This is a genomic window from Mesorhizobium sp. M0077 (genome assembly GCF_040322955.1).
In the GTDB taxonomy this organism is placed as follows: domain Bacteria; phylum Pseudomonadota; class Alphaproteobacteria; order Rhizobiales; family Rhizobiaceae; genus Mesorhizobium.
This window is the reverse complement of sequence record NZ_JAMYUL010000001.1, coordinates 751070-763700: the sequence shown is the minus strand read 5'-3', so window position 1 is coordinate 763700 and position 12631 is coordinate 751070. Positions and strand designations below refer to the sequence as shown.

At 64.2% G+C, this 12631-nt stretch carries 13 protein-coding genes; 6 read left to right on the top strand and 7 right to left on the bottom strand.

The window, feature by feature from the left end; translation table 11 throughout:
• The first annotated feature begins 4 nt into the window (after positions 1-4).
• Entirely contained in the window at positions 5-520 is a 516-nt protein-coding gene (locus tag NKJ57_RS03725; protein WP_023733287.1) for a TIGR00645 family protein, read from the top strand.
• Between the two features lie 131 nt (positions 521-651).
• Here the strand turns inward: NKJ57_RS03725 and NKJ57_RS03720 are convergent, their stop codons facing one another.
• From NKJ57_RS03720 to NKJ57_RS03710, 3 genes are all read right to left on the bottom strand, one after another.
• Positions 652-1518 (bottom strand): SDR family oxidoreductase, encoded by an 867-nt coding sequence (locus NKJ57_RS03720; RefSeq protein ID WP_023733288.1) that lies wholly within the window; start codon positions 1516-1518, stop codon positions 652-654.
• 119 nt (positions 1519-1637) lie between these two features.
• Positions 1638-2360, bottom strand: coding sequence for a helix-turn-helix transcriptional regulator (locus tag NKJ57_RS03715; protein WP_155923341.1), 723 nt, complete (start codon positions 2358-2360; stop codon positions 1638-1640).
• 8 nt (positions 2361-2368) lie between these two features.
• Positions 2369-3241 (bottom strand): S1C family serine protease, encoded by an 873-nt coding sequence (locus tag NKJ57_RS03710; RefSeq protein WP_352510520.1) that lies wholly within the window; start codon positions 3239-3241, stop codon positions 2369-2371.
• A 170-nt stretch (positions 3242-3411) separates the two neighbouring features.
• Between NKJ57_RS03710 and NKJ57_RS03705 the strand changes: the two genes are divergently transcribed.
• Positions 3412-4362: a S1C family serine protease gene (locus tag NKJ57_RS03705; RefSeq protein WP_023689759.1), complete on the top strand. Its 951-nt coding sequence runs from the start codon at positions 3412-3414 to the stop codon at positions 4360-4362.
• 4 nt (positions 4363-4366) lie between these two features.
• On the opposite strand, the gene NKJ57_RS03700 is transcribed toward NKJ57_RS03705, so the two are convergent.
• Positions 4367-5278 carry an arginase family protein gene (locus tag NKJ57_RS03700; RefSeq protein WP_352510519.1) on the bottom strand — a complete coding sequence of 304 codons (912 nt, stop codon included), beginning with the start codon at positions 5276-5278 and terminating at the stop codon, positions 4367-4369.
• 94 nt (positions 5279-5372) lie between these two features.
• Positions 5373-5798, bottom strand: a complete 426-nt coding sequence (locus tag NKJ57_RS03695; RefSeq protein ID WP_352510518.1) for a VOC family protein — start codon at positions 5796-5798, stop codon at positions 5373-5375.
• A 66-nt stretch (positions 5799-5864) separates the two neighbouring features.
• Between NKJ57_RS03695 and NKJ57_RS03690 the strand changes: the two genes are divergently transcribed.
• On the top strand, positions 5865-6491 hold the full coding sequence (locus NKJ57_RS03690) for a TetR/AcrR family transcriptional regulator (protein ID WP_023672456.1): 627 nt from the start codon (positions 5865-5867) through the stop codon (positions 6489-6491).
• On the opposite strand, the gene NKJ57_RS03685 is transcribed toward NKJ57_RS03690, so the two are convergent.
• Positions 6424-7380 (bottom strand): LysR family transcriptional regulator, encoded by a 957-nt coding sequence (locus NKJ57_RS03685; RefSeq protein WP_352510517.1) that lies wholly within the window; start codon positions 7378-7380, stop codon positions 6424-6426. The two genes, NKJ57_RS03690 and NKJ57_RS03685, sit on opposite strands and share 68 nt — an antisense overlap.
• A gap of 109 nt (positions 7381-7489) precedes the next feature.
• On the opposite strand from NKJ57_RS03685, the gene NKJ57_RS03680 reads away from it, so the two are divergent.
• The 3 genes from NKJ57_RS03680 (at position 7490) to NKJ57_RS03670 (ending at position 12242) form a co-directional block, all read left to right on the top strand.
• Positions 7490-8125 carry an FMN-dependent NADH-azoreductase gene (locus NKJ57_RS03680; protein ID WP_023672454.1) on the top strand — a complete coding sequence of 212 codons (636 nt, stop codon included), beginning with the start codon at positions 7490-7492 and terminating at the stop codon, positions 8123-8125.
• A 110-nt stretch (positions 8126-8235) separates the two neighbouring features.
• Positions 8236-9669, top strand: coding sequence for a 3' terminal RNA ribose 2'-O-methyltransferase Hen1 (locus NKJ57_RS03675; protein ID WP_245272158.1), 1434 nt, complete (start codon positions 8236-8238; stop codon positions 9667-9669).
• Positions 9666-12242 (top strand): polynucleotide kinase-phosphatase, encoded by a 2577-nt coding sequence (locus NKJ57_RS03670; RefSeq protein ID WP_352510516.1) that lies wholly within the window; start codon positions 9666-9668, stop codon positions 12240-12242. Before NKJ57_RS03675 ends, NKJ57_RS03670 begins: the two co-directional genes overlap by 4 nt.
• Before the next feature lies 1 nt (position 12243).
• Here the strand turns inward: NKJ57_RS03670 and NKJ57_RS03665 are convergent, their stop codons facing one another.
• Positions 12244-12537 (bottom strand): HlyU family transcriptional regulator, encoded by a 294-nt coding sequence (locus NKJ57_RS03665; RefSeq protein WP_023701148.1) that lies wholly within the window; start codon positions 12535-12537, stop codon positions 12244-12246.
• Between the last annotated feature and the right edge of the window lie 94 nt (positions 12538-12631).

Below are 12631 nucleotides of genomic sequence, written 5' to 3'. Positions count from 1 at the left end.
CTGCATGAAACGTCTCGAACTAGCCATCGAATCGATCATCCTCGCCTCACGCTGGCTGCTGGTGGTTTTCTATATCGGGCTGGCCCTGGCGCTCGCCGTCTATGCGCTGTCCTTCGGCAAAAAACTCTACGAGTTCGTCATGGTCGCCTTCACACTCGACGACACCGACACCATCCTGAAGATGCTCGGCCTTATCGACGCCGCACTTGTCGCCTCGCTGGTGGTGATGGTGATCATCTCCGGCTACGAGAATTTCGTCAGCCGTTTCGACGACCAGGATGGCGGCGTACACTGGCTGGGTACCATCGATGTCGGCTCGCTGAAGGTCAAGGTCGCCTCGACCATCGTCGCTATTTCCTCGATCCACCTGCTGCAGGTGTTCCTGAATTCGTCTTCCTATACGATCGACCAGCTGATGTGGCTGACCATCATCCATCTCGCCTTCGTCGTCTCGGCGCTGATGCTGGCCTATATCGACCGGCTGATGGGACTGAGCAAAGGCAAGAAGGGCGAGGCGTGATGAGCCCCTTTCTCCCGTTCATGGGGAGGTGAGGCTGGTCCGCACAGCGGGCGAAAGGCAACTGCTTGGTTTTTCGAACGACCAACGCCGGCAGGTGGATGAGGGGCAGCGCCGGCGGCCCGTGATTTCCGTCAATAGACGCTTTTGACGTTCGTCGGCGAATTGGCAAATACCGCGTCCGGCACGAAAAAGTCGCCGGCCAGCGGCCCGGTCGCGCCCGGCGCATAGACCGCGAAATCGGTCACGCCCTCGGCGCGCAGCACCTCTTCATCGATGTAGAAATTGCCCGATGTCTCGCGCGATGGCCGCAGGAAGATGGCGTGTGCGGCATCGGCCATGATGTCGGGTAAGCGGCTCATCGCCGCCACCGTCGCGCCGCCGAGCAGATTGCGCACCGCAGCCGTGTCGATGGTCGAGATCGGCCACAGCGAATTTACCGCGATGCCGTCCTTGGCAAACTCGGCGCTCATCCCCAGCGTGCACATCGACATGCCGAACTTGGCCATGGTGTAGGCGACGTGGTTCTTGAACCATTTGGCCTTCATATCGAGCGGCGGTGCCAGATTCAGAATATGAGGATTCTCAGCCAACTTCAGGTGGGGAACGCACATTTTCGACACCAGGAAAGTGCCGCGCGTGTTGATCTGGTGCATCAGATCGTAGCGCTTCATGTCGGTCTCCAGCGTGCCGGTGAGCTGGATGGCGCTGGCATTGTTGACGCAGATATCGATGCCGCCGAACTTTTCGACGGTCTTGGCAACCGCCTCGGCCACCTGCGCCTCCTCGCGGATGTCGCACAAAACAGGCAGCGCCTTGCCGCCGGCCTGCTCGATCTCCTCAGCTGCCGAGTAGATCGTGCCCGGCAGCTTCGGATGCGGCTCGGCGGTCTTGGCCGCGATCGTCACATTGGCGCCGTCGCGCGCCGCCCGCAACGCTATCGCCAGCCCGATGCCGCGCGACCCGCCGGAGATGAACAGCGTCTTTCCCTTGAGCGACATGTCTTGGCACCTCCCTTGCTACATCACTGACGCGAACCATTGCGCGGCGGCAATGCACTGCGCAAGGCCTCGGCAGCCTGCAACGGGTTACGCAACGTAGGCTCAAACGGATAAGGGGGTTAGACCAGCACCAGGCCCTGCCGCATCGCGATCGCGATGGCATCCGTGCGGTTCGCAGCACCCAGCTTGATCAGGATCGCGGCGACGTGGAACTTTGCCGTGTGCACGGAGATGTTCAGCCGCCGCGCGATCACCTTGTTGGGCGCGCCTTCGGCCAGCAGCGCCAGCACTTCGGCCTCGCGCGGCGACAGCGCCGGACGGGCGGTAGCGCCATCGTCCAACGGCTCCTCGCCGAACAGCCCGCTATGGCTTCCGCCGTTGGCGGCGCCATCGAAATCGTCGTGGCGAGCGGGCGTCGAACGCCCATCCCTGGACACCCGGTAGCCGGCCGCCGCCAGTCTGACGGCAGCCGCGATCAGATTCGCATCCGACGCCAAAGGCAGCACGGCAAGCACCCGGTTTTCCGGCCGGCCAGCGCTCGCGGATAGCAGCACCCGTGGGATTGCGCTGTTGCCACCATCGGCTCGATCGAGCCAGGCCGCACTGTTCGCAACAGCGTCATCGAAGACAGCGACGTCGGCAATCCCGCTGCCGGCTACGACCGGAAGCAGATCGTCCGCCATGGCAAGCGAAGCTGACAGGCGCTCGGCACGCGCGGCATCGTGCAGCGCGATCAGCACCACGAGCTGGCGTCCGCCGCCCGCCACCTCCGGCCGACCCACCTCCGGCCCACCCGCCTCCGGCCCACCCGCCTCCGGCCTTGTCAGCGTGTCGCTTTCCATCGGCCCTCTCAGCTCAGCGGTTTTTCACCGACGGTCAGCGCGACGTCGCGCTGCTCGCCGCCGCGCACCACGCCGAGCGTCACCGCAGCGCCCGCGCTATCCGGCCCAAGCTTTCGGATCAGTTCGCGCGGGCCGTGCACTGCCTCGCCATTCCACGCCACGATGATGTCGCCCAGCGCAAGGCCGGCGGCTTTGGCCGGACCGTTGTCGTCGAGGCTCATGACCATGGCGCCGCGCGCCGCGCCGTCACGGATCGGGTGCAGGCCGGCGCCGAGATAGCCGCGCGCGACATGGCCCTTTTCACGCAGCGTCGCCACGGCCCGCTCGATCGTCTCATAAGGCATGACCAGCGCACGACCACGTGGCCCAAACAGCAGCATGCCGATCAGCGCGCCCTTGGCGTCAAGCACCGGCCCGCCCTCGAAACGGCCGCCGGCATTGACGGCGAGATTGATGCGCCGATCGATGGTGCCGCCGCGCATCGAGCGCCAGGCGGGGCCGACCTCGCCGACCGAGCCCGAGACAGCCAGCGCCGAGCCCTGACTGCTGCCGACAGCGATGGCGACGTTGCCCGGCCGCACCCCATCCGCCTTGGCGAGCGCAGACGCCGCGGCCGCGCCGGCCGGCTTCAGAAGCGCTACGCCGGTCGACGGATCGCGACCGACCAGTTCGGCCTTCACCGCTTCGCCCGAAGCCAATGTCAATTCGATCTCCTCACCGGCCTCGACAGCTTCCTCGGCGGTGACGAAATAGCCGTCACGCCAGTGGAAGGCGCTGGCGGTGCGATGGTGATGGGTGGTGAAACTTGCCGTTGCCGGCGCAGCCTTGGCGGCGAGATCGGCGATGGCCTCGGAAAATGCATTAAGGTTGAAGTCACTCATGATGATCTCCTGGGTTTTCTCATGCCCCAGATATCGCTCGGCAGTGCGCCCGGAGGTACTCGTCTGACGGCTAGTTACTGGTGTGACTGGCCATCTGGTCAGGTCGCGGCAGTTCGAGCCGCTCCGCACATATAGTCATCATCGCGCCTGAAAAACACGGAGCCCCGCCAATGGCCCTCGCCGCCCACAAATTCGAAACCGACGACACACTGCTCGACGCCTATTCGACGACAGTCGCCGACGCCGTCGACCGCATCGGCCCAGCCGTCTGCCGCATCGAGCGGGTCGGTGGCCAAGGTGGCCATGGCTCCGGCTTCGTCATCGCGCCGGACGGGCTGGTCGTTACCAATTTCCATGTCGTTGGCGATGCCAAAACGGTGCGCGTCTCTATGCCCGACGGCGCCTCCAGCGAAGGCCGCGTGCTAGGCCGCGACCCTGACACCGACATCGCGCTGGTGCGCGCCGATGGCAGCTTCACCGAAGTCGCGCCGCTCGGCGATTCCAAGCGGCTGCGGCGCGGCCAGATCGCCATTGCCATCGGCAATCCGCTCGGCTTCGAATGGACCGTAACGTCAGGCGTGGTCTCCGCACTTGGCCGTTCGATGCGCGCCTCGACCGGGCGGCTGATCGACGATGTCGTCCAGACCGATGCCGCGCTCAATCCCGGCAATTCCGGCGGACCGCTGGTGTCGTCGGCAGGCGAGGTCATCGGCGTCAACACCGCCATGATCCACGGCGCGCAAGGCATCGCCTTCGCGGTCGCTTCCAACACCGCCAATTTCGTCATTTCGGAGATCATCCGCTTCGGCCGCGTGCGCCGTGCCTTCATCGGCATCTCGGCCGACACCACGAGTTTGCCGCGCCGCGCAGCGCTCCTGTCGCAGGTGACCACCAGTACGGCGGTGCGGCTGCGCAGCGTCGAGAAAGACGGACCCGCGGCGAAGGCCGGCCTCAGGGAAGGCGACATCATCGCGGCGATAGACGGTCGCCCGGTCACCGGCGTCGACGACCTCGTGCGCATGCTCGACGCCGAACGCATCGGCCGCGAGACGCTATGCACAGTGGTGCGCCGCACCGGCGTCAGCCAGGTGACGGTGACGCCGGTAGCAAGGGCGAGCTGAGCCTTTATCGAGGCTTGAGCACCCGCCCGAGCAGCGACACCAGCAGTCGCGCAAGGTCACCGGTCGGGTCGAGGTCGGGATCGTAGATCGTCATGTCCAAGCCGGTGCAGCGCTGGTCCGCTGCCAGCGCCGACAGAATGGCAACGAGTTCATCGGGGTCGATGCCGGGGCTGCCGGGCGAATCCACCGCCGGCATCACCGTCTGGTCGAGCACATCGACATCGAGATGCAGCCAGTAGGGACAGCCGGCGCGCGCCAGCGTCGCTCTTGTCTTTTGCAACACTCCAGCCGCGCCGAGTTCCTGCGCGGCAAAGACGTCGATGCGCGTCACGGCGGTCGCATTGATGTCGGGCCAGGCAAAATCGGCATCGCGGCTCTCGCGTTCGCCGATCTGAACCACCGCATCGTCGGCGACGAGCGGACCGACAACACCTGGCCATTGCGCCAGCAAAGCCTCGCCGCGTCCGGTGGCAAGTGCCAGATCCATGCCGGCAACCGAGCCGAGTGAGGCATTGACATCGTAGTTGCCGGGATGGCGGAAATCGCTGTGGCCATCGAAATGGATCAGGGCGACCGCGCCCGAGCGCCGCGCGGCGACCAGTGCGCCAAGCAGGATCGAGCAGTCGCCGCCGATGATCAGCGGGAACTCGCCTTGCCCAAGCGCACGGGTGACGATCTCGGCAAGATCGAGGTTGAAGCGGCGGATCGCAGGACCATTACGCAGCCTAGTGCCCGGTTGCGGTTCGGTACTGTAGGCGGGTCTGTCGAGATCGACCACCCGCCCCGGCGCCAGCGACTCGATCAAACCAGCTTGGCTCAGCGCCTGCGGCGCACGCCAGGTGCCGGGCACATGGCCCGGCTCCAAGGGCCGAAGGCCGAGATTGGATGGCGCACGAACAAGGCAGATGTCACGCATGCGGCAGGCCCAGCTTCAACATCACCAACATAGACCGCATGGTGCGGGTCCGGCCACAGCGGCCGGAGCCGCTGCCGACATTTGCTGCCATTGTTCAGCCTTCCGCCGCGCCCGCCGCGAATTGCGCCTGAAATTCCGGGCTGAGCGGGATCGGCTTGATGATGTCGATCAGCACGCCATTGGGATCCTTGGTGATGAAGTGGCGCTGGCCGAAGGGTTCGTCGCGCAGCGGGCACAGGATCGGCAGGCCGGCCGCAACGATCCGTTCATAGACAGCGTCAGGATCCCTCACCTCGAAATTGATCAGCAGCCCCGATGTGCGGCCGCGCCCCTCCTCGGGGATCGTCTCGTGGTCGCCCTGGACGATGCCGAGATTGACGCTGCGATCCTCGGCAGACTGCAGGTGCACATACCAGTCGCTCGCAAACAGCGGCTTGAAGCGGAAGTGATTGATATAGAAGGCTTTCGTGCCGGCTACGTCGCCCGTCATCAGCACCGGATAATAGCTCGTCGTCTTCATCTTTCTTTCTCCCGTTAGCCAACATACAGTTTGCATGCAATTCGAAATAACATACAGGCTGCATGTATGCAACGAGAAACCCCGCGCCGCTCCAACCGCGACCGCACCGAAGCGACGCGCGCCGACCTGATCGCTGCGGCGCGCAAACTGTTCATCGAAAAGTCCTATGCCGAGACCGGCACGCCGGAGATCGTTGCGGCCGCCGGCGTCACCCGCGGCGCGCTCTATCACCATTTTGCCGACAAGCAGGCGCTGTTTGCCGCCGTGGTCGAGCAGGAGGCGGCGGCGGTGGCGCAAGAGATCGAGCGCGCCTCGCCGCCTTCTTTGTTTGCCCGCAATGCGCTGATTGCCGGCTCGGACGCCTATCTCGCCGCCATGCGCGCGCCCGGCCGCACGCGGCTTTTGCTGCTCGACGGACCGGCCGTGCTTGGCCGCGCCGCCATGGATGCGATCGACAATCGCCACGGCAACCGGTCGCTGCGCGAAGGCCTGGTTGCGGCGATGCGCGAACAGTCGATGACCAGACTGCCTGCCGATGCTCTGACCGCTTTGCTCGCCGCTGCCTTCGACCGCGCAGCACTTGCCGTCGAGGCCGGCGCCTCGGCCGAAGACTATCGCGCCGTGCTCATGGCTCTGATCGATGGGCTGTCTCCGGCTCATCCTCAGGCAGGTCGTCCGGGTCGAACTCGTTGAAGCAGCCGAGCTGGCGTTTGAACTGGTCGATCAGCCAGGCCGCCGCCGGTTTCGGGCTACGGTCGGCGCGGTGCATGGCATAGAGCGATGAGCGCACCTCGCTAAAGGGTTCAAGGTCGAGTTCCACCAGCCTGCCGCTGGCCAAATCGTCCGCGATCAGCCAGCGCGGCAACCCGCCCCAGCCCAGCCCCTCGCGCATCAACGTATGCTTGATACGCACGTCTGTCAGCCGCCATGTACGATAGGCAAAGACGCCGAAGTCGCGTCCCTTGGTGCGTTCCGACTGGTCGGTGACAACCAGCTGGGTGTGCTCGCGCGCATCCTCGAGCGTCACCGGTTTCGGCAGCAGTGCCAGAGGGTGGGTGGGGGCGGCAGCCAGCACGATCGACATGAAGCCGATGCGCACGAGATGCACGTCGACCTCGCCCAGCAAGCCACCGATGCCAAGATCCGACTGTCCGCTGACGACATGGTCGGGGATCAGACCGAGCGTGCCGATATGCAGTCGCATCATCACGGTCGGGAACTGCGCCTCGAATGCCTTCAGCACCCGCACCAGCACTGGCGAGGGCAGCGCCGCGTCAACCGACAGCGCAACTTCAGCCTCCAGCCCCTGATGGTGACCGTCGGCACGCGAACGGATGCGCTGCAGCACGCCGACCATGCGCCGGGCGTCCTCCAGCATCGCCCGGCCGATTTCGGTCAGCTGCGGCTCGCGCGTGCCCTCGCGCTCGAACAGTTTCAGGCCAAGCTGCGCTTCAAGATTGGCGATGCCGTAGCTGATGACGGACTGCGCGCGGTTAAGCTTGCGGCCGGCGGCTGAGAAGCTGCCGGTGTCGGCGACCGCAACCAGGATCTGCAATTGGTCGAGCGTCGGATTGGGCTGCACGGCATACCTACTTTATGGATGGATCATATAGATAATATACCAGTTTTTTGAATGGGTCGGTAGGTCCATATCAGGCGGGAGAAATCAATTCCCACTGGAGAGAACCGCTATGTCTATCCTGCTTGTAACCTCGAGCCCGCGCGGCGCTGCCTCGCACTCGACCCGTATCGCTACCGAATTCGCTGAAAAGCTCGTCGCCGCCGACCCGTCGAATACGCTCGTCGTACGCGACCTCGTGGCCAACCCGCTGCCGCATATCGACACCGATTATGCGACCGGCATCTACACCCCCGTTGAAGCCCGCACGCCGCGCCAGGCCGAAGTCGTCGGCGTCTCCGACATCGTGCTTGACGAACTGTTCGCAGCCGACACCGTGATCCTGGCCACCGGCTTCATCAACTTCAACATCTCCTCAACCCTGAAGTCCTGGGTCGATCACATCTCCCGCTCCGGCAAGAGCTTCTCTTATGGCGAGGGTGGTCCCAAGGGCCTCGTCACCGGCAAGAAGGTCTATATCGTACTCGCCTCGGGCGGCATCTATTCCGAAGGTGCGGCCGTGCAGTTCGATCACGCCATCCCCTATCTGCGCGGCGTGCTCGGCTTTCTCGGCATGACCGACGTCGACGTCATCCGGATCGAAGGCGTCGGCATGGGTCCCGACGCCGTGACCGCCGCGCTCGCCAATGCGACCGCCAAGGTCGATGCCGTGGTGGCCAAGACCGCGAGCGCGCAAATCGCCGCGTAAGCACACCCCGTCATTCGCATTGAAAAGGCAGGCGCTTCGGCGCCTGCCTTTTTCCTTGTCAGGCGGCGCGATAGGTTGCGTGTCGAAAACGGATCTATCGCGTTACTAGATTGCCGCGCAACGCCATTGGTTATTCGGCCTGTCTGCGTTATCGGTCGCTGATGTTCCTTTCCGTCGCGACAACCCATCATCCAGCCACAGATCTCGGCTTCTTGCTGCACAAGCATCCCGAACGTCTGCACGAGACTGACCTATCCTTCGGCAAGGCCTGGCTGTTCTATCCGGAGGCGACCGATGAGCGTTGTGAGGCTGTGCTTCTGCTCGATGTCGATCCGATAGGGCTCGTTCGGGGCAAAGGCCAGGCAGAGGGCTTGCTGGATCAATATGTAAACGACCGACCTTATACGGCATCGTCATTTCTGTCTGTGGCTTTGAACAAGGTACTGCGGACAGCGATGACCGGCATCTCGAAGGAGCGCCAGCAACTGGCCGATAGCGACCTCCCGCTCGAAGCTGTGGTGACCCCGCTGCCGATGCGTGGCGGCGAGGCCCTGGTTCGAGATCTATTCGAACCGCTGGGATGGACCGTCAACCTGGCGCCGGTCGAAACTGTCGGATCTGGCGCGGGTGGACCACGATACGGTCATCTGAGGCTGACTGGCACCGGCCGCCTAAGCAGCCTGCTCAACCACCTTTATGTCCTGATCCCGGTGATGGACGACACCAAGCACTACTGGGTGGGCGAGGCCGAGATTGACAAGCTGCTGTCCAAGGGCGAGGGCTGGCTGGAAAACCACCCAGCCAAAGACCTGATCGTGCGCCGTTATCTGCGCAACCGAGGTGCGTTGGCCCGCATCGCCCTGGAGCGGCTGGCTCCGGAGACGGCCAATGAGGTCCTACCCCCCGAAGCCCGGGCTGCACCTGAGCAAGCGCTGGAGGCGCCCATCCGGCTGAACGACCTGCGCATGGACGCCGTGGTGCAAGCCATTCGGGCGACCGGAGGGACCAGTGTTGCAGATTTGGGGTGTGGCGAAGGCAAGCTGCTCTATCGACTCGTGCGCGAAAAATGGGTCCACAAGCTGTTCGGGCTCGACCCCGCTATTCGTGAACTGGAATGGGCCGCCAAGCGTCTCAAACTGAACGAGTTCGGGGGACCGCCTGAAGACCGGGTCACGCTGCTGCACGGATCGCTGACATATCGCGACAGCCGATGGGCGGAAGCCGACGTCGCGGTGCTGGTCGAGGTCATCGAACATCTCGACGAAGACCGGCTGCCAATGATCGAGCGTATTATCTTCGGCGAGACAGCGCCAAAATTCGTGATCGTGACTACGCCGAACGCTGACTACAACCCCTTGTTCCCCAGTCTGGCCGCCGGCGCTTTTCGCCATCCGGATCACCGTTTCGAATGGGGCCGGGTTCGGTTTGAAGCCTGGGCGGCCAGGATCGGCGAGATCTATGGCTATAGCGCCGCCTTAAGTGGCATCGGAGCCGTGGACCCCGTGCTCGGCGCGCCGACGCAGATGGCGGTGTTCACCCGATGAGAGAGCCAGACAAGACCGACCTCACCATCCCTGACTTCGCCCTCGTCGTGCTGATCGGCTCGACGGGATCGGGCAAGTCGACCTTCGCCGCCAGGCACTTCCTGCCGACCGAAATCATCTCGTCGGATCGCTGCCGCGCGTTCGTCAGCGACAACGAGACTGATCAGGATGTCTCGGCCGACGCTTTTGATTTGGTGCGCGAAATCGCCGGCAAACGGCTCAAGCATCGAAAGCTGGCCGTCATCGACGCGACCAATGTGCGACCCGCTGATCGCAAGGCGTGGGTCGAGCTGGCGCGCAAATGGCACGCTTTGCCGGTCGCCGTGGTCATCGATCCGGGTGTTGATGTTTGCGTCGCCCGCAACGCGCTACGAGCCGATCGTCCCTTCGGCGCCGGCGTTGCCCAGCGCATGACGAACGAAATTCGCAAGGGCCTCGGCGGCCTGCAACGCGAAGGTTTCCGTCAGGTCTGGAAGCTCACCGGCCAGGCCAGTATCGACGCGGCCAAGGTCTCGCGTCAGCCATTATGGACCGACAAGCGCGACGATTGCGGTCCTTTCGACGTCATAGGTGATGTCCATGGTTGCGCCGACGAACTTCAGACCTTGTTCTGTCAGCTCGGTTACAGCATCGCCTGGTCCGACGGCCATGGTGATCGGACCGTCACTGTAACGCCGCCAGAAGGCCGCAAGATCGTCTTTGTCGGCGACCTCGTCGATCGTGGTCCCAACGTGCCCGACGTCTTGCGCATCGCCATGAGCATGGTCGCGGCGGGAACCGCCTACTGTGTCCAGGGCAATCACGAACGCAAACTCAGCCGCTGGCTGGAAGGCCGCAAGGTCACGATCGCCCACGGCCTGCAGCAAACCATCGACCAGTTGGACGCTCAGGATCGCGGCCTGCGAGAGGCTTTGCCGGCCTTCCTCGACAGCCTGCGCAGCCACGTCTGGCTGGACGGCGGACGCCTCGCCGTGGCACATGCCGGACTCAAGGAAGAGATGATCGGGCGCGGTTCCGGCGCGGTGCGCGAGTTCGCCCTCTATGGCGAAACCACGGGCGAAATCGACGAATTTGGCCTGCCCGTCCGTGCCGACTGGGCAGCCGCCTATCGGGGCAAAACCAGCGTAGTATACGGGCACACGCCGGTGCTGTTGGCGGAGTGGGTCAACAACACGCTTTGCATCGACACCGGCTGCGTGTTCGGCGGCAAGCTGACTGCCTTGCGCTGGCCGGAACGCGAACTGGTCGACGTGCCGGCAGTCGAGACCTGGTCCGAACCCGTGCGTCCCCTCGGCGGACCGGGCCTTGGCAAATCGGCACAGGCCGATGCCGACGGCGTGCTCGACTATCAGGATGTCTCTGGGCGACGCTGGATCGAGACCGAACTGAAAGGCAGGGTTGTCGTGGCCGAGGAGAACGCGTCGGCGGCACTTGAGGTGATGAGCCGCTTCGCGCTGTCGCCGCAGTGGCTGGTATATCTGCCGCCGACAATGTCGCCATCCGAGACCAGCAGCCAAGCCGGCTGGCTGGAACGCCCCGAGGAAGCTCTCAGTCATTTCCGCGAGCGTGGCGTCACCCAAATCCTGTGCGAAGAGAAGCACATGGGTTCGCGGGCAGTCATCGCTCTGTGCCGAAACGCGCAGACGGCGCGCGACCGGTTCGGGGTATCTGGCGACGAGACAGGCGCGATCTGGACCCGGACCGGACGCTCCTTTTTCAGCGACAGCGGCATGACGGAGCGCCTGCTCAATCGCCTGCGCGCCAGCGTCGACGCTGCGGATCTATGGCAGGAATTGAACAGCGACTGGTTGCTGCTGGACACCGAGATCATGCCATGGTCGGCCAAGGCAAGCAGCCTGATTGAAAGCCAGTACGCCCCAGTGGCAACGTCTGCGGCCGCTGGGCTCCAGGCCAGCCGCGAAGCGCTGGCCCGTGCGATGGCACGCGGCGTGGATACGGCCGCGCTCAAGGCTCGCATTGAGGACCGCGCCGCGCGTGCCGCCAGATACGCCACTGCCTGGGCGCCTTACGTGTGGCCGGTCTCGGGCGTCGACGACCTGAAGGTCGCGCCGTTCCACCTGCTGGCAAGTGAGGGATGCGTCTGGTACGACCAGAACCACGTTTGGCACATGACGCTTGCGGACCGTCTGGCTGCCGGGGGCGGCGTGGTAACGCGAACGCAATGGCGGATGGTTGACCTGGCCGATGCCGGTTCTTGTGCGGAGGCCGTCGCCTGGTGGGAGACGCTGACCGACTCAGGCGGCGAAGGGATGGTAGTGAAGCCGCACGACTTCGTCAGCCGAAACAAGAAGGGGCTCATGCAACCGGCGCTGAAAGTGCGCGGCCAGGAGTATCTTCGCATTATCTATGGCCCCGAATACGATGCGCCGGACAATCTCGTGCGCCTGCGCGAACGAGGCTTGGGTGGCAAGCGCAGCCTGGCGCTCAGAGAGTTCGCGCTCGGTCACGAGGCACTGAAGCGGTTTGTCGCCAAGGAACCGCTGCGACGTGTTCACGAGTGTGTTTTCGGCGTCCTGGCGCTGGAGAGCGAGCCAATCGATCCGAGGCTGTAGGCTACCCGAACATCCTCTCGCCTTGCTCGTCGACCAGTTGCATGCCCTTCTTGATCGAGATGTCGACGGCGTCGCCCAGTCCGGCAAAGCGATCGGCGCGGATGAATTTGTGTTCCTTCATCACGCCGTCGACTTCCTTCGAAACCACGCCGCAGGTCTGGTATTGGCCCCCCTCCGCCTTGTAGGGCGTGGCACTGATCAAAAATCCCTTGTGCTCAACCTGCTTTGCCGGTGCTGCGCTCTTGGGCTCGCCCCCCTCACCGCCACCACCGAAAAGACGCTTCAGAAAAGACATGGGGCTTCCTCCAACGGCAATCATCCTGCACCACGTCTCGCGGTGCAGGATGATTTTCAGTACCGTTCCTCAGTCGAACGGGCAAGCGTTCTCG

Excerpts from the sequence above, each read along its gene's own strand:
- NKJ57_RS03725 (WP_023733287.1), top strand. The coding sequence starts at position 5 with ATGAAACGTCTCGAACTAGCCATCGAATCGATCATCCTCGCCTCACGC.
- NKJ57_RS03720 (WP_023733288.1), bottom strand. The coding sequence starts at position 1,518 with ATGTCGCTCAAGGGAAAGACGCTGTTCATCTCCGGCGGGTCGCGCGGC.
- NKJ57_RS03715 (WP_155923341.1), bottom strand. The coding sequence starts at position 2,360 with ATGGAAAGCGACACGCTGACAAGGCCGGAGGCGGGTGGGCCGGAGGCG.
- NKJ57_RS03710 (WP_352510520.1), bottom strand. The coding sequence starts at position 3,241 with ATGAGTGACTTCAACCTTAATGCATTTTCCGAGGCCATCGCCGATCTC.
- NKJ57_RS03705 (WP_023689759.1), top strand. The coding sequence starts at position 3,412 with ATGGCCCTCGCCGCCCACAAATTCGAAACCGACGACACACTGCTCGAC.
- NKJ57_RS03700 (WP_352510519.1), bottom strand. The coding sequence starts at position 5,278 with ATGCGTGACATCTGCCTTGTTCGTGCGCCATCCAATCTCGGCCTTCGG.
- NKJ57_RS03695 (WP_352510518.1), bottom strand. The coding sequence starts at position 5,798 with ATGAAGACGACGAGCTATTATCCGGTGCTGATGACGGGCGACGTAGCC.
- NKJ57_RS03690 (WP_023672456.1), top strand. The coding sequence starts at position 5,865 with ATGCAACGAGAAACCCCGCGCCGCTCCAACCGCGACCGCACCGAAGCG.
- NKJ57_RS03680 (WP_023672454.1), top strand. The coding sequence starts at position 7,490 with ATGTCTATCCTGCTTGTAACCTCGAGCCCGCGCGGCGCTGCCTCGCAC.
- NKJ57_RS03670 (WP_352510516.1), top strand. The coding sequence starts at position 9,666 with ATGAGAGAGCCAGACAAGACCGACCTCACCATCCCTGACTTCGCCCTC.
- NKJ57_RS03665 (WP_023701148.1), bottom strand. The coding sequence starts at position 12,537 with ATGTCTTTTCTGAAGCGTCTTTTCGGTGGTGGCGGTGAGGGGGGCGAG.